Origin of the sequence: Bacillus cereus group sp. BfR-BA-01347 (assembly GCF_022663835.1) — a bacterium.
Taxonomy (GTDB): domain Bacteria; phylum Bacillota; class Bacilli; order Bacillales; family Bacillaceae_G; genus Bacillus_A; species Bacillus_A thuringiensis_K.
Genome location: NZ_JAKUGG010000017.1, coordinates 1 through 18,769, shown reverse-complemented (window position 1 = coordinate 18,769; position 18,769 = coordinate 1). Strand labels below are relative to the sequence as shown.

Here is an 18,769-nt window from a genome sequence, read left to right as displayed (position 1 = left end):
ATTTTATTTTCCTCCTAATGTTAAAAAGAGCGTACTCAGATTCTGTTTTGTATTAACAGGCTCTTGAATAAGCTCTTTTGGATTTTGATTATTTTGTTGTTTCGTATACTTAGCTACTAAACTTTCTTTTAAGTTTTCTACAACTTCCTCCTCTTCATCCTCTTGCGTATCATCAATTTTAATTTCATCAGCAATTTCATCAGCTAAACCAAGAGCTACTGCTTCCTCTGCTGTTAGCCAAGTTTCATCTTTTAAAAGTTGTTTTAATTCTTCATCTGTTCCAACAAAACGTTTCTTATAAGATCCTGCTAAAGCTGAATCAATCTTTCGTAAATCTCTTGCTGTTTTTTCAAAAAGATCTGCGTTTCCATATTCAAAGGTACTTGCTTGGTGAATCATCATCATAGTATTACTAGGCATAATAATTCTGTCTCCTGCCATTGCAATTACAGATGCGGCACTAGCTGCCCAACCATCAATATGAACTATAATTTCTGCACTATGCTGCTTTAACTGATTACAAATTGCTACACCATCGAATGCGGAACCTCCACCCGAATTAATATGAACGTGAATTTTTTCTGCTTTAACATCTTGAATTTTTCTTCTTACTGCTTCAGCATTATTTTCACTAAACCATCCACCAATTGATCCATAAACAGTTAATTTGTATTCATTTTCACCTTTAGCTTCAAAACGAATGTCTCGTTTTAAATTCAAAAGCTTACTCATATTCACATGTTCCATCATTTCTCACCCCCTTCAGATTCATTTAATTTTGTATAGTTCTTCGTAATATGATGGACATTTAGGTTTGGATCATCTGACTCTTCATAATCTACTTCTGAACGAATTTCATTTCCTGTAAATGCACTTGAAGAAATGAGCTTATCAATACTTGTCGCAAGATCAAATATACTTTGATAGGAAACAGCTTTAACCTCAATTTTTTGTCCCAAAAGATATTCACTCATTTCAAAGAATTTAACGTTCGCTTCATCAGATAGTTTTTTTAATAATGGTCGTACTGTGAAAAGCATATAATTTTTCGTTTGCTTTTCTACATCAGCCATTTCTCCATATATCAAAGCTATAGGAATACCGATTGCCATAGCTACTTGATTTAAGAAACCATTTGTTACTTTATTGATTTCTTCCACACTTGGGCCATTTGCAACACCATTGTATATCTCGTTATAATTAATACCTTTTTGCTGCGGAACAATAGCTATATCTTTCGCACCAATTGACTTATACATGTTGTCTATAAACTCTTGTAACTTTGCTATTTGTTCCTCAGTTTTAGCACCAATCATATCCATATCAACTGTTCCACGAACTTGATTTTTACGTTTTTGAGAGTTTAATATTCTGCCAAACAAATCCCCATAATCTGCAAATAATCCATCAATAAGTGGGGTTAATTTATCATTCCGATACTTCAAATGAATAACTTCGCTTTGCTTAAAACTTCTCTTAAACGTATAATCTTTTACCCTTACATCCGTAAAAGTATCTTCAAACACAGCGTACTCATTATGTTGAAATCCATCTGCAATAAGTAAATCACCATCATCTGCTTGTATAACCAAACACTCATTATCATAAATAAGTTTTCGAACAAACCGTTCCCAAAAGGTACTTGCGGTCATATTCTTGTTTGGTCTTACGTTTAATCGATAATAAAGCTCATTCTTCTTAAATGCTTTACCATTTCTTATTCTAAATTCAGATTGACTAATCGTCCTTCCTAAAAATGAAACGCATGTATCAATTGCCAATCGTTTCATATGAAGCCTGTTTGCTGTATCAGTTATTATGTCCAGATCCAACATGAATTCTAGTTCTTTATTTCTTTTAAATACTGAACCTAACCACCCAATGGTTATCACCCCCTTTATTAGAATTTAATATTGCCTATAACAAAATCAGTAGCTTCTTGTATCTCATCCGCCCGATAAAGAGCATGAACAAAACACTGAAACCCATCTGTTTTTCTACGAACGGGCTCTTTCTTTTCATATATTTTATTTCCATCAGCTTTGATAACAACCAATACATTTTGTGTATACCAACGCATTAGCGGATTATCATCAAAAACAATTTGTTTATTCGCAAATGCCATTTCAATACGTGGAGCTAACAAACTATGAATTGCTTTTGGGTTTCGTATAACTTCTATTTCAAATCCTTCTGCCACTAATAGTGGTCTTATTGCTTCCATACGGAAGTTATCAGCTATAATTTTTTTAATCCCATATTGTTCTCGCATTTCTACAAACCAATCAACAATGCGTTGAGGATTAATAGTCGGTTCATCAACAACTGTTAGTAATCCTTGCTCTTCCCACTCTTTAATTGGAGCGAATTTTTGTTTCTTGAACTCGCCTGCTTTTCTAGAATATCCGTAATAGATATCAACAAATTCTTTTCGTACGAAGGAATGAGTTTTAAAAATGTATTCCCCATTTTGTCTAAATAAAAGACCACATGCTGCAAAGTCCCGAATACTTGCAAAGTCTAACGCCCCTATGCATTCTTGAGCATATAAATCAGGAAAAGGACGATTTGTAGAAAGAATTTCTGACCATTTTGCAACGGACCGTTCTAAATTTGTAACAGGTAAGTTCATTCGCTTTGTCATGAACTCTTCTCGGTTACTTGGATCGTCCTCTAAATCCTCATACTCTTCTTTTATTGTTTCAAGTAAGCCTTCAGCATACTCACTTAACGGCTGAGATAACATTGGATTCGCCATTTCCCAATTATCGATTTCATCAACTTCTTTTTCATCATTTAATTTACAGATGAAAGGGAACAGCGCATTCGGACGGGCCTCACCCTTTAAAACTTTCATTGCCTTTTCTTTTAATTTATCTAAGAATCCATCTCTTACATATCCATCTGTACCAATGTAAAACTCACGCGGATTTTTCTTTTTTCCCAAACCACTGATGTGAACACGGACATCTTTATTGCTTTCATATTGATGGACTTCATCAAACATTACAGCGCCATCGCGAAGACCATCTTTTGTGTCTCCGTTTGATGTTCTAAACTTCACTACACTTCCAGTCGATTTCGAAATGGTTTGTGTTAATGTTGTTTTAAAAGCTCTTTGTAAAACTTCATTTCTTTTAATACATTTATGAATTTCATCTGGGCTTGTTTTTGCTTGCTCTTCACTGTTTGCGACAACGGAAATGTTATATTCAGGAATTCCATGTAATTCGCTTATTAAAAAGTGAAGAATAACTGTCATTAAACCATTTTTACCGCCGCCACGGCCAAGCATCCACAAGAATTTACGATAAAATATACGGCCATTTTTCTTATAAAATAAAAAGACGAATGCTATTAAGAATTTTTGAAATGATTGTAATGGAAAGTACCACTTTTCACCAAATCGGATACACTTCTCGATCATTTCATCATCAAAATACAAGTCGTCTCTATTTAAAACGTATTTTTCCAGGTATTCAATTAACAGTTCTCTTTCATTGTTGAACTTTACTCTACCACTTCTATAAAGTTCAATGTATTCATCTACATATTTTTGCCTAATCATACTAAATCACTTGGACTGTAACCCGAATTAGAAGCACCAACTTTAGGAGAAAGTTTTATATCTCTTCCCAAAGCAATTAATGAACTGTTAATTTTATTCCTCTCACTTATAAGAGGGTGGGCTTTAACAAAAACTTGAGAACCGTTTTTTATCGTTACGGACTCGCCTTCTTTATTAATAGTTTTATTTATTTTTCTAAATGCTTTTACAAGATCAATATATCTTTCTACCTTTTCAACTTCGACTAAATCTGTAATATCAATACTATTCATAAGCTGTTCTTTTAACCTCACAATACTAACAGCCATCTACCCACCCCCCTTACGTGCGTAAAATCGAAAAAAACCTGACAGTTAACCCCCTCCTCCGGTGCCCCTTAGAGCAATTTTTGATGAAATATTTTAAGGGGGGGACTGTTCCCGAATCATTTTTACCACTTTTCATCGTTTTTCCATTTATTCGGTTTCTTTTTGAATGTTCTACCGTGTTCTTTGTTATGGCAATCCACACAGACTGTTTCGAGATTGTCCATTTCTAATGCAAGTTCTGGATGATGCTCGAGCTCTTTGATATGATGGACAACGAGCTGTATCTTCTTACGCTTGGCACTCTCACTGTATTCATTCGTGTCTGTTTGTACTCGACCATTACGTTTACATTCCTGACATTCATAGTTGTCACGCTTCTTTACTTGTTCACGAACACTCTTCCAATCACCACTGTCATAAAACTTACGCTTCTGTTGTTTGGTTTTATACCGTTTCATTTGTTTTTACCAAACAATCCTTATTACCTTGACAATAAAGCTCTACTGTATCGCTTTGGTTTGCAAATCTACCCATAACCTTCTCCAATTTCTCTAATGCATCTACACATTCATTAACAGCTTCAGTTACTTCTTTCATTTGTTTTAATGCTTCAGGAGTATCCGTATCGATATTAATCTTTGATTTGTTATTAGCCATGTCATTCATCCTCCATTAATTCATATTCTCTTATTCTTGTAAGTGCATCCTCAAGAGTAGCTAAGATATTATCCGCGCTATAACTTGCACTTACCTGATCACTTAATAGATTTACCTTATCTTTTAAGCCCTCCACAGTTTGAAATAATGCATTTACTGATTTCCTTAATTCTTGATTTTCTTTAGCTATATTAGATAAAAATCCAAGTTTCTTTTTCAACTTGATGTTTTCTAACATGGCATCCATTATTTTCACCACCTTTTAATTCCAAAATAAAAGGTCGCCATCCATATCGATAGCGACCTTGCAGTTATTAACTATTCCTATCCTCTTTTAATACCTGTAATAAATGGTTTAAGTACAGACTTTGCAGCAACTCCTAAACTCTCATCAATTTGCACTTCTAGGGTCTCAATTGAAGAAATATGTAGAGGATTTATTGAAAGGTTTAAAAAGTGAACAAACCCTTTATACAATTCACCTTCTTTATTTGAGATACTACTCATAAAGTCTTCTGGGTGAACATCAAGATCATACTCTTTACCGCTATCCATAATAACTCTTGTATGCAATGTTCTAGCCATCCTTGCACACCTCCTTTCTATCATTCTATATTTCGACAAAGAGACGTAATATCCTTTTATCTATATATAATTCTGAATTTATGGAGGTTTTTATTATTTACAGTAAATTAACATACGGTAAATGAAGTTTTATTCTTCTTTCAGCTAACAACCACGACAGACACTATTGGCAAACTTATCAAGTTTCCCTCATTCCATCTACCTAGGATGTTGTTAGCTCAAAGAAGAGCAAAAGCTCTCCTTAATAACGGTATCACTCAATCAGTACCATCTGCTGGTTTCGGATTTTATGTGCCGTCATTATGAAACCGTTTAGACAACATATAGTTTATAAAGGAACCTTTATGAGCTGTGTTTTCCGCCACTTCTCACAATACAAATATATCACGCTGAATCCAAAACAATCGGCACATTTACTGCCAAAAAACGGTCACGACTCTGCCAGTTATTTTCGGATTAATACATGATAAGTATTTTTATTAACCGTAAAATCTTTATCTGCAACATAATCATTAAGAAGTTGTTGCGCACTTGCTAACTCGCCTTCCTGTTTAATAAATTCAGCAAATTTTTCACCGAGCTCTTTTTGATCCGCATCGAAAGCATATGCATACACCGCCAATACCTTCTCAGAAGGTACTTCATGCCGAATTGGTTCTTTCTCCTCTGTACTAATAGTTATACATTCAATTTCATTCTGTGGATTGATTCCTCCAATAATCCATCTAACATCACATCCTTTTAATTTCGGATGGTGATTTAACAATTCCTTTATATCTCGTGCAGTTATCATAAAATCCTGCTTCATCACTACTTCTTGATTTAACACATAAAATATCCATTCGCATGCTGCACGATCTCCCGTAAAAGCTACAATTATATTTTCACCTATCATCCTATATTTCGGATAATCTTCTTGCAAAATTTTTTCTCCATCAGTTACTCTCCCATCCGTCATTACAGATAAGAAGTCACTTCTTCCTACTACAGAAACAAAACTCATCTTACATCAATCCTTTTCCATATTTTATCACTTGAATATTGTAACACTAACAACCTGCCTTTTGAACTTGATTAGTTACCCATATCTTATATTGTGTGTAACTGACCCCTTCGCTGAATCCCTTGGTATCATTGATTTCATTTAACTTTCTCTTTTGAGTTACACAGTACAAAAATTATGAGTAACTGTATAGAGATGCCACCAGCATTTTGCAAAATAACCTACGCTATGTGGAAAAATAAAATAAGCTGCCCATGTGGACAGCTTATTTACATAATTATGGTTATTGGAAGTTACTTTTCAAGTATTAATAGACGGTCAAGTTCAGTTTCGTGATAACTCTACACGCTCAAAGTGTTCAACTGTTGGAAATGGATCATAAAAGTGATGCAATAATGCTTTCCACTCTTGATATTGTTCAGATTGACGAAATCCTATCGTGTGGTCTTCTAAAGTTTCCCATTGCACAAGGAGCAAATATTTTCCTTTCTGCTCCATACAGCGTTGTAATTCATGATTTATGTATCCTTGCATGGAAGAGATAATTGAGGATGCTTGCTTAAATACCGATTCATACTCCGTCTCCATACCGTCTTTTACTTGCAACATGACTGCTTCTAAAATCATTTTGAAGTTCTCCTCCTTTTCTTAATTGTACCATGTGGGGGAACGCTGGATGAGGAGTTTTGATGTATAACATATACACGTGAAGTTAACATAACGTCCTATTATTAGCAATCGTATATTCGTTAAAAGCTTTTTGGGATAATTACGATCTTATTGGGAACATTAATTTTTATGGAGGTGATTGTAATGAATAATAACAAACAACCAAATAAAACTTCTGTAGGAACAAATGCTGCATCTGCATCTAACAAATTTGGAACGGAATTTGCTAGTGAAACAGATGTACAAGCAGTAAAACAACAAAACGCTCAAGCAGAAGCTAAAAAGAACCAACAATCTAGCCAACAATAAACTTAACAAACAAAGGATATTTTCCATAATGGTGGGAAATATCCTTTGAGCAAACTATCCAAGATGCGATAAGGCATCATTTATGAAACCCAATTACGTAATAGAAAAAGACTACTTTTTTTAACTGGGAAAAGGTAGTCTTTTTCTGTTTTTAAGCTGTATATGGTATACAATTTTAGTTAACATAACGCATCATTATCGGTAGCAAGGAAAAGGAAGGAAACAGTACTCTCACCAAGAAACCTTCTTTTTTGTTCTATGGATCTATGCATTTTTTTATACATTCCTATCCTAGCGCGGTTTTAGGATTCTTGTTTGTTACTAGAACTGTATAAGATCTTGCTTACTCTTAGCGTGAGTTTTTCCAAAATGCTACAATACCCCTAGATTTAAAAAGAAATAAGCGGTGATTAGATTTTAAACCTACTCATTGCTTTATCCATTGCATCTTGGTTAACACCTATATACCGTAATGTGACCTTCTCTGACGAATGATTGAATATCTCCATGAGTAATGCTATGTTTTTCGTTTGCATGTACATATGATACCCGTACGTCTTTCTTAACGTATGTGTTCCTATCTCATCTAATCCAAACTCTGCTGCTGCTCCACTGAGTATCTTATATGCCATGCTACGACCAATAGGACGATTCTTTCCTTGTCTACTTTGCAATAGATACTCATTGTCTTCTCTTTCTTCAATAAACCATTTAAGTTCTCTTTTCAGTGCTGCAGTAATTTGTATTCTTTTCTGCTTCCCTGTTTTCTTTTCCCTCATGGATATATGACTACCTTTGACATCTTCTACCTTCAATTTCAAAATATCTGAGATTCTAAGACCTGTATTAATACCCATAATGAAGAGAATGTAATTACGTACGCTTTTTTCCTTAAAGTACTCTTTTAGCTGTTGTATTTGCTCTGGATCACGTATCGGTTGAACAAAATTCATTATTCATTACCTCCTGTTTCTTCTGCCTCGTAAACTTCTAATCCAAGCGCAAAAGCAAGTTTATAAAACGCTTTAGACTTCCAACGTCGGTAAGTACGCTCTGACATTCCTATTTCGTTATAAACCATGTAATCACATACGTCCTCTTCTTCTAAATAACGTTTATAAATAATATCCCTTTGAATACTTCCAGCACGACCGTTTCCTAATCGAGTTAGAAACTGATCAATACGTAATGACATTCTCTCAAGCCACTCTTCTCGTTTACTTTGTTGAATATTCGCTATAGCAACATCTTCTAACGGTTTTCCGACTGCATGTGTAGGACCATGCTCACGTATTTCATAAGAAGGAGTGACTTTCATTTCTTTACGCATCATCCCAAACTGTCTATATATACGTACGCTTTCCAACACACCTTCTAATTCCTCTTGTGTTGCTGTTCTATCAATTTTTGGTAAGAAAGATAATTGTTTAGTCATGTAAGACCACTCCTTTTTATTTTTAAATTACTTTTGTCTTAAAGCTCCACGTCTTCGTTCATAACAAGGTCTATGCATCCCCATTAAATCCTCAATTTCACGAGTACTTAATTTCTCTTTTTGTTTTTTCTTGTTTTTCTTCTTTCCTTGCTTGGATTGCTTTTTCCACTCGCGTAATTGGTCTTTTAGTGCCTTCATATTTCCCCATCTCCCTTTTCAAAATAAAAAGGACACCAATTCATTAAAACAGCTTTAATTGCTGCTTTAATGAATTGGTGTCCTCTAGTTTTCTAGCCGGACTATATTCTGTTTGTTTTACTTTAAAAGGATTATTTTGTATAAATCTAACTTAAACTTTAGTTAATAAATGTAATTATCTTGTAAAAAACTTAACTACATTAACATCTCATACAGCTAGTTATTACGTTATAATATACGTAAATTCGTCTATGCACGAATACCCTATGACTAGCTAGGAGAAATCCTAGCCTTTTCTTTTGCAAAAGACCTTCTACCCCCTTGAATAAAACTCAATATTCCATCCATACTATAGATAACCCATCTTTAATGTGCTGTAACCAGTTAGAATCTTATTTAAGACTGAGCAGTTAGCTTTTGCTAGCTGCTTTGTTTGTTAATCATTCTTTTAAGAGGAACAAGTTATATGCATAATAACTCAAACAAAATCCATACTATATTTAGGTTAGGTCTTAAAATTTAAACCCTTATTCCAAACTTAGACCTAATATATCGCTCCTCTCCCTTCCCTGGGGCTCAGCAGCTAGCTTTTGCTAGTTGCTTTTTTTATTAAAACGAATAAAATTCGATATTCAAACAATACTAATCACAATACAACTTGCTTCTTACCCAAGTTGTATCTACTTGAGCAGTTAACAAAAGTTAACTGCTCTTATATTGAATAAATTTCTAAAACATGTTAACAATATACGTACACCAAGGTTGAATACGAATGACCATTGTGTTCTTCTTATTCACAGAGCAGTTAGCTATGATAACTGCTCTTTTTTAGTTTGTCCGAATAAAATTCTAGATTCTTTCCAATACTATAAATGGGCTGATACAGCTTGAATTCACAGTGACCTCTGTAATTTTCTTTTCCCTTTCTCTGAGGGCTGAGCAGTTAGCTTCTGCTAGCTGCTTTTTGTACTGAGTTAATAAAATCTTGTTCTTATTTCTTTTTTTACACCATATACTTCTAACCTAGACCCAGCTCAAAGTGTTACCTCCTATCTTAAAGAGCACTTATGCATGGTGCTCTTTTTTATTTTCCTTATTTCTACAAAATGAAATTTTTATTTAGTTTTCTTTCATACATACTATTTTGTGATTTGTTTATACTATAGTTGTAACTTTTTGTTACAACTCATAATATGTATGCTTAGTAGGACTCCTCAGTGCATTACAATGGAGCGGCTAGCTAGATTAGCTAGCTGCTTTGTTGTGTAAAATGAAGTTTTTATAAAAAGGTTTCTCAACACTCCAGTTATGGAAATTGATTACCTTTTATGGTAATGTATTGGTAATCCCATAAAGTTCTATTGTTCCATTAAAAGGACCCGCACCCCTAATCGGGTCCTTTTTAATGTTTTCTACTAAAATAGCGTTTTTGTTATAAACTCATCTTTTTCGTTGCCTTACATTGAACCTCTTACATATGGTAAAATATAGTAAGAATATATTTTAAGGGGGTTTTAATATGCCACACGAAGTTTGGTTTCCGATACTCCTAGCAATATTCGTCGTATTTTTCCTTGATAAAGAGGAAAAACATAAACAATAACTTTATTTTTTTGTTCCAGCTTAAATGTATGTACGCAATATTTAAGCTGGTATTTTTTCAAATAACGATTTTGTTTAGTTTTCTAACCTTTTGCCTACCTTACATCCATAAATTAAGATATAATAAAATATATGGTTGCAAAAATTTATTATTAGGAGGTGTAATTATGTCATTTGCAGCATGGAGTGCAATTTTTATGACTTTAATCGGAGCAATGTCCGGAGCAATATTTGGTACAATCTCTTCTAGAAATAAGAGCAAAAGTACGAACTAAAAACCTAATAATAAAAGTTAATATCTATTTCAGTGACAGCTGATACGTCCTTGACATTTCAGCTGTCATTTTCTATTTAAATAAGAATTTTGTTGTAAAACTGCACATACTTACACAGCATACATACTCTATCATGTGGTATTCTTTTTCAAATTTCGTTTTACTTAAAGAGCGCCTTTGAAAGCGCTCTTTAGTTTTCAAATAAAAGTTCTGGTCAAATGATTCACTTTCTTAAAAAAGTCACATATATTATCATGTACTCTTTTACAATAAGAGTCTTGGTCCTAAGAGCACTGTCAAAAGTGCTCTTTTAATTTATTGCAATGTGTCACGTTTTACATACAATGTAATGAGCAGACAAGACATAGTTCCTATATAATCGTGTACATTTTTTGTACGCGATTTTTTTATTAAATATAGATTTTCTTTAGTTTTTATTTAACTTTTATTCATTTTTTTGCTTATTTTGAATACATTACTACTAAGCCAAGAAATACACAGGTTTCTCTGGACCAGTTACCTTGTATTCCTTGAACTCCTTGTACACAGAACCTGTTAGTAATAACAGGTTCTTTAATTTTTTCATCATACAATAACTATTTTGTTATAAAGTCACTGCTTCTGCTGCAGGTTTACTTTTCTCTAATTGTTCAATTGCCATTTGCAATCCTAACCAGTAACCAATTAAACGACGTGGCAACCTTTTACCGAAATTCCAAATGTCTTCCAACGTGTCAGAATCTAATGAGCTGCTATGATAAACGTCACTTAACCAAAAATGGTAACCTTCCATAGATGAACTCTCATCAATTGCTGAAATAATACGATCATATACTTCCTGTCCGTCTTCTCTTGTTTCGTTTATATCGTATTCCTTCCAATATTCATCAAGTTCCCTTTTTGCCTTTTCTTCATCAAAATTCCAACGTTCTTCACAAAAAGCCGTTAACTTTTCAGTGAAATACCCTAAATTGAATCCTTTAATATTTTCTAATGTTGCTGGACATGTAAGGTTATACACCGCTTCGCCAATATCACCTGAAATAAATACGTTATATCCTGCAAGAACAAATTTAGTACGATACATATTTGTTCCAGGCTTGCCCCAATAAATAACCTGTAATCCTTCTTCACCTTGAATTTCAGCTACATGATCTCCAAACCAATTCTCTCTAATATCTTTAGTTGCTTTTTCAACGTATTCCATTTTCCACTTCCCCCTTTTGTATTCAAATAACGCTTTGATTAGATTTTTTCGAAACCATCTTCTCCTAACTTTCCATAAAGTACATTCAGTATTTCATCAGCATCACCATCAGCAAGGTGTCCTTGGTTAACTAACATTTGTAACACACCATCTATTTCCTCAATTGAAAACTTTCTTTGTACCATTTCTCATTCTCCCTTTCTTAACAAAATTCAAATTTGATTATAATAACTGTGTTTTTCGTTCTTCCATACGAATTACTTTTCCGCTTTGATATATAAATGATTGTTCACCAAATCCACCTTGAGGTGGTTCTATTAGTTGCACCTGACCATTTTTAACAATATATATTCCATTTGTTTTCAAATCTATTTCAGCTGTCATTTCAACAATATTTTCTTTTCTAATTCCCACTAAAATCACTCCCATATGTTATAATTACTTTGTCGGAGTGAGTTGAGAGTGATCTCAGCTTTTTTTATTTGTCTACAAATATTGCACAACATTTTCTGGAACAAATGATTGTTCAAGCGATAAATGGAGCCGTATTGGAATCGGCTTTTTTTCATCTCTTGCTCGCTTACACATTTCTTCTGCCTCTTCCCATACAAATTGTTTATCCTCCGCTCGTTTATAACGCCAAATCCCAATCGTATAATCCTCAAATAACTCATACCGCTCATCAGGTGCTGTCGTTGGTTTTAATTCATCAATTGCTTTAGCTTGACGTGGTATTTGCACAACCACATCTGCATACCGTAATTTTGAATTTAAACGTTGAATATGAGCTTTCTTAGGATCAAATGATACAACTGGTTCCACATCAAAAATTGTTAGTTGCTTTGGCATTGTTTTTCCCCTCCAATACCCGCAAGCTTGCAAGTAAGATTCCTTCAAGCTGCGTTAACGTTAGTTGATCTAATGTTTGTCCGTTAATTTCAGTTAATCCTAATCCCAATAATTTACGAATGATTATTAGTTTTTTACGTTCTACTTCCTGACGTAACAACATGATTAAGCCTCCTGTTGATGGATGAACTTTCTCTCTAAATTTACAAACTTACTAAATTCTTTAATAAATGCTAGTTCAACAACACCAACCGGACCGTTCCTCTGTTTCGCTAAAATAATTTCTGTTATGTTTTTATTTTCTGTCTCGCGGTCATAGTAATCTTCACGGTATAAGAATGCTATTAAATCCGCATCTTGCTCAATTTGACCATTCTCACGTAAATCTGATAGCAACGGCCTCTTATCTTGCCTACTTTCTACAGCACGGCTTAACTGTGATAATGCAACTACACATACATTTAATTCTCTTGCCATCAGTTTTAACTTACGACTAATCTCACCTATTTCTTGCATGCGGTTCCCTCTATGCTTTGGATCCCCTACAATAAGCTGCAAATAATCAATTGCAATTAAAACCTTTTTATCAGGGTACTTACGCTTTAATTTCCTAGCCTTTGCATAAATCTCTTGCATCGTTACATTTGCTTTATCGTAAATTTCTAATGGCAAATCATTAATCAATCCCATCGCTTGACTAATTTTTTCCCAATCCTTTAAATTACATAGCTTCTTAGGATTCTTTAATTTCGTAGCATCTATATTTCCAGTACTTGAGATCATCCTCTTTAGTAGCTGCTCCTCCCCCATCTCGAGCGAGAAGATTCCAGTTGCTGTATGAGCACTTGCTGCATGAAAAGCAACATTTAATACAAATGCTGTTTTCCCCATTGAAGGACGGGCGCCGACAATGATTAAATCACCCTCTTGTAATCCTGCTGTCATTCTGTTCAGGTCGTCATAACCAGTTGGTATACCGGTTAAATCTCCTACATCAATTTGCATGTTCTTATACAAATCAACAAGCGTATCTTTCAAGTTAAATTCATCTGAGTAACCTGTTTCTTCAATGGCGCTTAATTCATCAATTGATGTACTAATAGCACTCATATCCCTATCTTGCTGAAGGCGGTTATATAAATTACCAGCAACCTCCTGAGCATGCCGCATTTTCCAAGCTTCGATAACTAAACCTTCGTGATACGAGAAATTTTTAGTAGTCGTAACAACTTCTGTTAAGTTTACAAAGAATTCAATTCCGCCAATTTGATGCATAAAGCTTTCGTCGAATTTTCCAATGAGGGCAACAAGATCTATCGGAACCTCAGCATCCTCTAATTCTCTCATTGCCTTGAAAATTACTTGGTGTGTTGGTAAAGAAAACTGTTTTACCTTTAACTGACAATCTTTAATTAAATCGCCTTCTTGGATTATGCTACCTAAAACACTTTGTTCAGCTTCAACATTACGAATCATATCGTTACTCATTTGGCCAACCACGCATTCTGTTGGTTAAGTACTGCAAGTTCTTCTTCTGTTGGAATGTTCTGCTCCCATGCTTGTTGCTGCTGTATTACGTTTTTAGTAGATTCCGATAAGCCTTTTTGTTGATAAGGTGTTTGTGTCTGTTGCTGAGCTTTCGTTAATCGCTGAGCACGAAATGCTTTATCAGCTGCCTCAACATCAGTTACTGTTTTAAATCCTTTAAGATGCCAATCCCTTAAAATCGTATTTACGTAAGACATGTTTCTCGTATTCTTCTCTAAAGCAATCTCCATAGCCTTAATAACTAGCTCTGCATTTAAATCATCTATCCAAGCATAAATACCATCTGCGATAAAAGGTGTAATGAATCCAAAGTTTTGCTCGTAAAAAGAAATTGGATTAATCTCAACAACTTCTTCCGCGCCTGCGCGTTCTTCTTGTTGTTGTTCTTTTTCTTCTTCTTTTTCTTTTTCTTTTTCTTCTTCCTTGCTAGGGTCTTGGAAGCCCCTTATAAGCCCCTCCAAACGGACTGATAAATACTCCTTAATACGAGGAATTTTAAAATCTTGCTCTTTTTCTAATTGCAAACAAGTTTCATAGAAATCAACTAAAAAATCCTGGTCCTTCACAGATTGAATCTCTTTTAAAACGCATTTTTCAATGTTTACATTTTTAATTGGATTGAATTTCAACCAGTTGATTAAAAATAACTCTTTTGTTTTTTGGTTGTAATTAATTTTTCCGTACTCAGCAAAACGTTCTAATAGCTTCATAACAGTTTCACGGTTATATCCTGTATCAGTTTCAATGATACGAAGTGGAAGCTCATAAATTCCTGATTGAGAGGTCTTACTGTTTGTCATCAAATATAAGTAGAAATACTTCTCCTCCGGTGTAAGATCTAAAACAAATGAATCCTGCCAAAATGAAACGTGTACTGGTCTATAAACTGCCATATTATTCATCCTCCCGTTTACATATCGCGAATCCGTCCTCTACACGTAATAAGCGATAATTCTTATATCCTATTTTGAGATATTGTTTTATTAAGTAAATTAGGTGTTGCTCTGATGTTGCTTGTTGAAACACTTTAGGGTTCAGCAACACTCTATGTAACGATTTGTCTAAAAGCATGTAGCACACTCCGTTGTTATACGAATGCTAATTTGATATAATTAATCCTAAGATCTTTGCAAGACCGTTTGTCTATCACTCTGCCAAGTGATAGATCTTTTTTATTTTCTACGTGTTACTAACGAAGCGTTAACTCCTCTTGCTCTTAAATCTTTAATCACTACACGATAACTCATTGATGCCTCATGTTCCTCTTTTGTATTACGAAGCATTTTAAATTCCCTTGTACATCGCTCCAGCTCTTCTTCCCAGTGATTTGATTCTTCGGTTGATTCTGCATTAAACATGTTATAAATACATTCACTCATACAGTTACGAAGTTTATTCGCAAATGAAAAATCTCCAGGAAGAACAAGATCATGAAGACAATTGTTTTTATCGTTCATGAATTACATCTCCTTTCTAATTAAATTGATGCTGTACGCATCGTTACAACCAGAAAGGAACATTGTAGAGGTAAGGGAGGAATAATCCCTTTCTGGTCATAACGACAAGCACAGCGGCTTGTCCAAATGATTTATATAATGTTATAATTGCTTTACGATATTTTTCAGAGCTACTGTTGTCTAGGCGGTAGCTTTTTTATTTACCCATTTATGTTTCAAAATAAATGATGCTTCAATAATTTTGATTCGAATCCCCAACAATTTCTTCTCTTGCTTTAACTCAACTGTTTTTACATCCTCATTAAGTAATTCTGCTATTTTTATTTCACCAGTTAGTTTTGCGTCATATCGAATTAATTCCTTATATTCTTTTAAACTAGGTTTCTTATAATCTACTGTCATTTCTCTTCCTCCTTTACAGCATCTTCGTTAAAGTCATTAAGCTATCCACCGATTGAATAATAACGTTTTCTGCCATAGCCTTTTGCAACCAACTTCTTTGTATTTGTTCCATAATGCCAAAATGAACTTGTTCAAGAGCTTGTACTACACATTGAGTAGCTTGGATTGTATCGAAGATTTCTTTTGCATGAACTGCGTATTCATGTTTCTTTTTTTCATCATGCTTCCATGACCTTGTTGTAACTTGTAAGTTCATGATTTCCTTTGCTGCCGCAATTCCCTCTTCAGCTTGCTTAATGTAGTTCATCAATTGTAGATTTACATCTTGAGTTAAACGTGGATCTGTAGGTGGTAACCCAACACCATAAATATGTTTAATCGCTTGTTGATTCAATTTTGCTCCTGTTGCATGGCACCAATCCATCGCAAGTTCAAATTCTGGTTTAGAAAGTCCAGATTCAATACGGGTTAATCTTTCATGTGTAATACCAAGGTACTTAGATAGCCCTTTCTTCGTTTTCAGCTGAACATTGTCACAACATTCTCTAGCATTCTGTAATAATTCCCCTATCGCTGAATTGCAGTATATGCTTGTTCCCATATCTGTTCGCCTCCATATTTAGTTTTCAAATGGTTACAATGAACTTAGTACATATGTAACTTGTCTACTTTTCGTATAAAAAGAGAGGAACTATTCCTCAACGTTTGCTTTTACTTGTATCTCTTTGATGATGGCCCAACCAGCCTTGTAATATGCTTGACGGATTTTATCAATATCCTTTTGTGATTTTGGCTCAGGAGCCACAACATGGACTTTCGTTTTTCCAAATTCATAAGTCGCCGCATATTCTTCTTGTTGGCTCATGGTGTCACCTCTTGAAGTGCTTTTTATATGTTTATGCGACGGGTCTGTTGGTACTGCCATGTTAGTTGTTGGCATTTTCTCACCTACTTTTACACAAGTTTCACAACAAATTCCACTTTACGTGTAATATTTATTCAAAAAAAATTGATGGATGTTCATTTAGTGCCTTTGCAACACACTTTAATTCTTGTGCTTTAAACGAACGTTTTCCTGCTTCTTTCATGTTATAAGCTGATACAGAAATACTAAGTTCTTTTGCCATAAATACTTGTGAAATACCCTTAGAAATTCTTAATTCCCGTATCTTTTGATTAATCTCCATTTAACACCACCTCATTCCACGTAACGTGAACCTTATGTATCAATAATAATTCCACGTAACGTGAAAGTCAATGAATTTTTTAACTTTTAGTGAATAAAGTTTCACATAACGTGAAATATTGTTAAAATAATTAACGAAAAGACAAATGGAAGAATGGAAGGATAAACTATGACTTTAGGCTATAGATTAAAAAAAGAAAGAGAAAGACGCAAATGGTCTCAAAAGTTTGTCGCCGAAAAAATCGGTATTACAAATACTGTCCTTTCAAATTATGAGCGCGACTATCGTGATCCCGATACAACAACATTAGGCAAATTAGCTGATTTATATGAAATATCTACAGACGAATTATTGGGTAGGTCTAACAAACTTTCTAAAAAGGAAGAACGCGATATTGCACGTGATTTAGAAAAAACATTAGAAGAATTAGAAAATAGCGAAGATGCTTTAATGTTTGACGGCGAACCAATAGACGAACACACAAAAGAAATGATTCGTATTTCTCTAGAAAACTCTATGCGCATGGCAAAACAATTAGCAAAACAAAAATTCACTCCAAACAAGTACAAAAAAGATTGAACGGAGCGAGAAATGAAAATTAAAGACTACGTAATGAAAATCGTAAAAAAACACGGCACAACAAACCCCTTTGAAATCGCTAAACGAAAAGATATTATAGTGTTGTTTGAAGACCTAGGGAATACTCTTGGTTTTTACAACACTTATAAACGCTTTAAATTCATTCATATTAATAATAGGATTGACGAAACTACACAACGCTTTGTGTGTGCCCACGAACTAGGACATGCCCTATTACACCCAAAAGCTAATACTCCATTTTTACGAAATAAAACCTTTTTTTCTGTAGATCGATTAGAGATCGAAGCAAATACATTTGCAGTCGAACTCTTATTACCTGATGAAATGATTTCTGAATATCAAGATACAAATCTATCAATTCAAGAAATAGCTGAAATCTATGGAATTCCAGAAAGTTTTGCTCGTTTAAAAAGCTATTAATATGAATTTTAAATACAACTTTATAAGTTAGGAGCTACATAAATGAAAATATTTTTCTCATTTCTATTTGCAATAGCAATGCTGGCCACGTTTATTTTATTAATCACATCTTTGGTATTTCGTTTAAAAAAGAAACCAAACACTAAGAAATATTTTAAGTTTACAGGAATAGCTTTTATTTTATCTATTATTTCATTAATTGTAGTTAACATGAACATGACACCACAGGAAAAACAAGAAATTCTCGCTAAACAAAAGGCTGAAGAAAAGTTAAAAGCCGAAGAAAAGCAAAAGGATAAAGAGCAAAAAGAGGCTGAAGAAAAGCTAAAAGCCAAAGAGAAACAAAAAGCTAAAGAGCAAAAAGAAGATGAAGAAAAGCTAAAAGCCGAAGAGAAACAAAAAGCTAAAGAGCAAAAAGAAGATGAAGAAAAGCTAAAAGCCGAAGAGAAACAAAAAGCTAAAGAACAAAAAGAGGCTGAGGAGAAACAAA

At 34.1% G+C, this 18,769-nt stretch carries 28 protein-coding genes and 1 pseudogene; 4 read left to right on the top strand and 25 right to left on the bottom strand.

Annotation, left to right across the window (positions count from 1 at the left end; genetic code table 11):
• Window positions 1-3 precede the first annotated feature (3 nt).
• The 10 genes from MR143_RS22290 to MR143_RS22245 all read right to left on the bottom strand — a co-directional run bounded on the left by MR143_RS22290 (window position 4) and on the right by MR143_RS22245 (window position 6,748).
• On the bottom strand, window positions 4-747 hold the full coding sequence (locus MR143_RS22290) for a head maturation protease, ClpP-related (protein WP_242280977.1): 744 nt from the start codon (window positions 745-747) through the stop codon (window positions 4-6).
• The gene (locus MR143_RS22285) at window positions 747-1,892 is read right to left on the bottom strand and encodes a phage portal protein (protein ID WP_065845253.1); all 1,146 of its coding nucleotides are present in this window, start codon (window positions 1,890-1,892) and stop codon (window positions 747-749) included. The genes MR143_RS22290 and MR143_RS22285 overlap by 1 nt, the downstream gene beginning before the upstream one ends.
• An 8-nt stretch (window positions 1,893-1,900) precedes the next feature.
• Window positions 1,901-3,568 (bottom strand): terminase TerL endonuclease subunit, encoded by a 1,668-nt coding sequence (locus MR143_RS22280; protein ID WP_242280976.1) that lies wholly within the window; start codon window positions 3,566-3,568, stop codon window positions 1,901-1,903.
• Window positions 3,565-3,876 (bottom strand): P27 family phage terminase small subunit, encoded by a 312-nt coding sequence (locus MR143_RS22275; RefSeq protein ID WP_000301142.1) that lies wholly within the window; start codon window positions 3,874-3,876, stop codon window positions 3,565-3,567. Before MR143_RS22275 ends, MR143_RS22280 begins: the two co-directional genes overlap by 4 nt.
• Before the next feature lie 122 nt (window positions 3,877-3,998).
• A complete protein-coding gene (locus tag MR143_RS22270; RefSeq protein WP_242280975.1) occupies window positions 3,999-4,334 on the bottom strand; it encodes an HNH endonuclease in 336 nt (111 codons plus the stop codon).
• Entirely contained in the window at window positions 4,321-4,533 is a 213-nt protein-coding gene (locus MR143_RS22265; protein WP_242280974.1) for a hypothetical protein, read from the bottom strand. The genes MR143_RS22270 and MR143_RS22265 overlap by 14 nt, the downstream gene beginning before the upstream one ends.
• Before the next feature lies 1 nt (window position 4,534).
• Window positions 4,535-4,780 (bottom strand): hypothetical protein, encoded by a 246-nt coding sequence (locus MR143_RS22260; protein WP_242280973.1) that lies wholly within the window; start codon window positions 4,778-4,780, stop codon window positions 4,535-4,537.
• 77 nt (window positions 4,781-4,857) lie between these two features.
• Window positions 4,858-5,118: a hypothetical protein gene (locus tag MR143_RS22255; RefSeq protein ID WP_242280972.1), complete on the bottom strand. Its 261-nt coding sequence runs from the start codon at window positions 5,116-5,118 to the stop codon at window positions 4,858-4,860.
• A 445-nt stretch (window positions 5,119-5,563) separates the two neighbouring features.
• The gene (locus tag MR143_RS22250; protein ID WP_242280971.1) at window positions 5,564-6,121 is read right to left on the bottom strand and encodes an Ntn hydrolase family protein; all 558 of its coding nucleotides are present in this window, start codon (window positions 6,119-6,121) and stop codon (window positions 5,564-5,566) included.
• A gap of 324 nt (window positions 6,122-6,445) precedes the next feature.
• Window positions 6,446-6,748 carry an antibiotic biosynthesis monooxygenase family protein gene (locus MR143_RS22245; protein ID WP_016107055.1) on the bottom strand — a complete coding sequence of 101 codons (303 nt, stop codon included), beginning with the start codon at window positions 6,746-6,748 and terminating at the stop codon, window positions 6,446-6,448.
• A 186-nt stretch (window positions 6,749-6,934) separates the two neighbouring features.
• Between MR143_RS22245 and MR143_RS22240 the strand changes: the two genes are divergently transcribed.
• Entirely contained in the window at window positions 6,935-7,099 is a 165-nt protein-coding gene (locus tag MR143_RS22240; RefSeq protein WP_001063579.1) for a gamma-type small acid-soluble spore protein, read from the top strand.
• A gap of 410 nt (window positions 7,100-7,509) precedes the next feature.
• Here MR143_RS22240 and MR143_RS22235 read toward each other — a convergent pair whose 3' ends face one another.
• From MR143_RS22235 to MR143_RS22165, 15 genes are all read right to left on the bottom strand, one after another.
• Window positions 7,510-8,052: a site-specific integrase gene (locus tag MR143_RS22235; RefSeq protein WP_242280970.1), complete on the bottom strand. Its 543-nt coding sequence runs from the start codon at window positions 8,050-8,052 to the stop codon at window positions 7,510-7,512.
• Entirely contained in the window at window positions 8,052-8,534 is a 483-nt protein-coding gene (locus tag MR143_RS22230) for an ArpU family phage packaging/lysis transcriptional regulator (RefSeq protein ID WP_242280969.1), read from the bottom strand. Before MR143_RS22230 ends, MR143_RS22235 begins: the two co-directional genes overlap by 1 nt.
• Window positions 8,535-8,561: 27 nt before the next feature.
• The gene (locus MR143_RS22225) at window positions 8,562-8,732 is read right to left on the bottom strand and encodes a hypothetical protein (RefSeq protein WP_090688799.1); all 171 of its coding nucleotides are present in this window, start codon (window positions 8,730-8,732) and stop codon (window positions 8,562-8,564) included.
• 2,481 nt (window positions 8,733-11,213) lie between these two features.
• Window positions 11,214-11,816 (bottom strand): hypothetical protein, encoded by a 603-nt coding sequence (locus MR143_RS22220; RefSeq protein ID WP_199669730.1) that lies wholly within the window; start codon window positions 11,814-11,816, stop codon window positions 11,214-11,216.
• Window positions 11,817-11,854: 38 nt separating this feature from the next.
• Window positions 11,855-12,001, bottom strand: coding sequence for a hypothetical protein (locus MR143_RS22215; RefSeq protein ID WP_199669731.1), 147 nt, complete (start codon window positions 11,999-12,001; stop codon window positions 11,855-11,857).
• A gap of 37 nt (window positions 12,002-12,038) precedes the next feature.
• A complete protein-coding gene (locus MR143_RS22210; RefSeq protein WP_242280968.1) occupies window positions 12,039-12,230 on the bottom strand; it encodes a DUF3954 domain-containing protein in 192 nt (63 codons plus the stop codon).
• A 72-nt stretch (window positions 12,231-12,302) separates the two neighbouring features.
• A complete protein-coding gene (locus tag MR143_RS22205) occupies window positions 12,303-12,665 on the bottom strand; it encodes a hypothetical protein (RefSeq protein WP_001126001.1) in 363 nt (120 codons plus the stop codon).
• Complete coding sequence (locus tag MR143_RS22200) at window positions 12,640-12,828, bottom strand: hypothetical protein (RefSeq protein ID WP_242280967.1); 189 nt, start codon at window positions 12,826-12,828, stop codon at window positions 12,640-12,642. The genes MR143_RS22205 and MR143_RS22200 overlap by 26 nt, the downstream gene beginning before the upstream one ends.
• 2 nt (window positions 12,829-12,830) lie before the next feature.
• Window positions 12,831-14,153 (bottom strand): replicative DNA helicase, encoded by a 1,323-nt coding sequence (gene dnaB, locus MR143_RS22195; RefSeq protein WP_098520360.1) that lies wholly within the window; start codon window positions 14,151-14,153, stop codon window positions 12,831-12,833.
• Window positions 14,150-15,106 (bottom strand): DnaD domain-containing protein, encoded by a 957-nt coding sequence (locus MR143_RS22190; protein ID WP_242280966.1) that lies wholly within the window; start codon window positions 15,104-15,106, stop codon window positions 14,150-14,152. The genes dnaB and MR143_RS22190 overlap by 4 nt, the downstream gene beginning before the upstream one ends.
• A 279-nt stretch (window positions 15,107-15,385) precedes the next feature.
• Entirely contained in the window at window positions 15,386-15,670 is a 285-nt protein-coding gene (locus MR143_RS22185; RefSeq protein ID WP_242280965.1) for a hypothetical protein, read from the bottom strand.
• 180 nt (window positions 15,671-15,850) lie between these two features.
• Window positions 15,851-16,072, bottom strand: coding sequence for an RNA polymerase subunit sigma (locus tag MR143_RS22180; RefSeq protein WP_098975714.1), 222 nt, complete (start codon window positions 16,070-16,072; stop codon window positions 15,851-15,853).
• A 13-nt stretch (window positions 16,073-16,085) separates the two neighbouring features.
• Window positions 16,086-16,673 (bottom strand): hypothetical protein, encoded by a 588-nt coding sequence (locus MR143_RS22175; protein WP_000537278.1) that lies wholly within the window; start codon window positions 16,671-16,673, stop codon window positions 16,086-16,088.
• A gap of 90 nt (window positions 16,674-16,763) precedes the next feature.
• Window positions 16,764-17,012: a hypothetical protein gene (locus MR143_RS22170; protein ID WP_063537157.1), complete on the bottom strand. Its 249-nt coding sequence runs from the start codon at window positions 17,010-17,012 to the stop codon at window positions 16,764-16,766.
• A gap of 55 nt (window positions 17,013-17,067) precedes the next feature.
• On the bottom strand, window positions 17,068-17,259 hold the full coding sequence (locus MR143_RS22165; protein ID WP_097826050.1) for a helix-turn-helix domain-containing protein: 192 nt from the start codon (window positions 17,257-17,259) through the stop codon (window positions 17,068-17,070).
• 168 nt (window positions 17,260-17,427) lie between these two features.
• On the opposite strand from MR143_RS22165, the gene MR143_RS22160 reads away from it, so the two are divergent.
• From MR143_RS22160 to MR143_RS22150, 3 genes and pseudogenes are all read left to right on the top strand, one after another.
• Entirely contained in the window at window positions 17,428-17,838 is a 411-nt protein-coding gene (locus tag MR143_RS22160; protein ID WP_000172329.1) for a helix-turn-helix domain-containing protein, read from the top strand.
• A gap of 12 nt (window positions 17,839-17,850) precedes the next feature.
• Window positions 17,851-18,279: an ImmA/IrrE family metallo-endopeptidase gene (locus MR143_RS22155; protein ID WP_063548463.1), complete on the top strand. Its 429-nt coding sequence runs from the start codon at window positions 17,851-17,853 to the stop codon at window positions 18,277-18,279.
• Window positions 18,280-18,321: 42 nt separating this feature from the next.
• Window positions 18,322-18,769 (top strand): annotated as a pseudogene (locus tag MR143_RS22150) (hypothetical protein); the annotation flags it as partial.

Bases quoted from the DNA above. Each gene is read 5' to 3' on its own strand.
- MR143_RS22225 (WP_090688799.1), bottom strand. From the start codon at position 8,732: ATGAAGGCACTAAAAGACCAATTACGCGAGTGGAAAAAGCAATCCAAG.
- MR143_RS22265 (WP_242280974.1), bottom strand. From the start codon at position 4,533: ATGGCTAATAACAAATCAAAGATTAATATCGATACGGATACTCCTGAA.
- MR143_RS22275 (WP_000301142.1), bottom strand. From the start codon at position 3,876: ATGGCTGTTAGTATTGTGAGGTTAAAAGAACAGCTTATGAATAGTATT.
- MR143_RS22250 (WP_242280971.1), bottom strand. From the start codon at position 6,121: ATGAGTTTTGTTTCTGTAGTAGGAAGAAGTGACTTCTTATCTGTAATG.
- MR143_RS22240 (WP_001063579.1), top strand. From the start codon at position 6,935: ATGAATAATAACAAACAACCAAATAAAACTTCTGTAGGAACAAATGCT.
- MR143_RS22245 (WP_016107055.1), bottom strand. From the start codon at position 6,748: ATGATTTTAGAAGCAGTCATGTTGCAAGTAAAAGACGGTATGGAGACG.
- MR143_RS22255 (WP_242280972.1), bottom strand. From the start codon at position 5,118: ATGGCTAGAACATTGCATACAAGAGTTATTATGGATAGCGGTAAAGAG.
- MR143_RS22215 (WP_199669731.1), bottom strand. From the start codon at position 12,001: ATGGTACAAAGAAAGTTTTCAATTGAGGAAATAGATGGTGTGTTACAA.
- MR143_RS22290 (WP_242280977.1), bottom strand. From the start codon at position 747: ATGGAACATGTGAATATGAGTAAGCTTTTGAATTTAAAACGAGACATT.
- MR143_RS22160 (WP_000172329.1), top strand. From the start codon at position 17,428: ATGACTTTAGGCTATAGATTAAAAAAAGAAAGAGAAAGACGCAAATGG.
- MR143_RS22220 (WP_199669730.1), bottom strand. From the start codon at position 11,816: ATGGAATACGTTGAAAAAGCAACTAAAGATATTAGAGAGAATTGGTTT.
- MR143_RS22190 (WP_242280966.1), bottom strand. From the start codon at position 15,106: ATGGCAGTTTATAGACCAGTACACGTTTCATTTTGGCAGGATTCATTT.
- MR143_RS22155 (WP_063548463.1), top strand. From the start codon at position 17,851: ATGAAAATTAAAGACTACGTAATGAAAATCGTAAAAAAACACGGCACA.
- dnaB (WP_098520360.1), bottom strand. From the start codon at position 14,153: ATGAGTAACGATATGATTCGTAATGTTGAAGCTGAACAAAGTGTTTTA.
- MR143_RS22230 (WP_242280969.1), bottom strand. From the start codon at position 8,534: ATGACTAAACAATTATCTTTCTTACCAAAAATTGATAGAACAGCAACA.
- MR143_RS22180 (WP_098975714.1), bottom strand. From the start codon at position 16,072: ATGACAGTAGATTATAAGAAACCTAGTTTAAAAGAATATAAGGAATTA.
- MR143_RS22280 (WP_242280976.1), bottom strand. From the start codon at position 3,568: ATGATTAGGCAAAAATATGTAGATGAATACATTGAACTTTATAGAAGT.
- MR143_RS22270 (WP_242280975.1), bottom strand. From the start codon at position 4,334: ATGAAACGGTATAAAACCAAACAACAGAAGCGTAAGTTTTATGACAGT.
- MR143_RS22235 (WP_242280970.1), bottom strand. From the start codon at position 8,052: ATGAATTTTGTTCAACCGATACGTGATCCAGAGCAAATACAACAGCTA.
- MR143_RS22260 (WP_242280973.1), bottom strand. From the start codon at position 4,780: ATGGATGCCATGTTAGAAAACATCAAGTTGAAAAAGAAACTTGGATTT.
- MR143_RS22185 (WP_242280965.1), bottom strand. From the start codon at position 15,670: ATGAACGATAAAAACAATTGTCTTCATGATCTTGTTCTTCCTGGAGAT.
- MR143_RS22175 (WP_000537278.1), bottom strand. From the start codon at position 16,673: ATGGGAACAAGCATATACTGCAATTCAGCGATAGGGGAATTATTACAG.
- MR143_RS22200 (WP_242280967.1), bottom strand. From the start codon at position 12,828: ATGTTGTTACGTCAGGAAGTAGAACGTAAAAAACTAATAATCATTCGT.
- MR143_RS22205 (WP_001126001.1), bottom strand. From the start codon at position 12,665: ATGCCAAAGCAACTAACAATTTTTGATGTGGAACCAGTTGTATCATTT.
- MR143_RS22170 (WP_063537157.1), bottom strand. From the start codon at position 17,012: ATGCCAACAACTAACATGGCAGTACCAACAGACCCGTCGCATAAACAT.
- MR143_RS22165 (WP_097826050.1), bottom strand. From the start codon at position 17,259: ATGGAGATTAATCAAAAGATACGGGAATTAAGAATTTCTAAGGGTATT.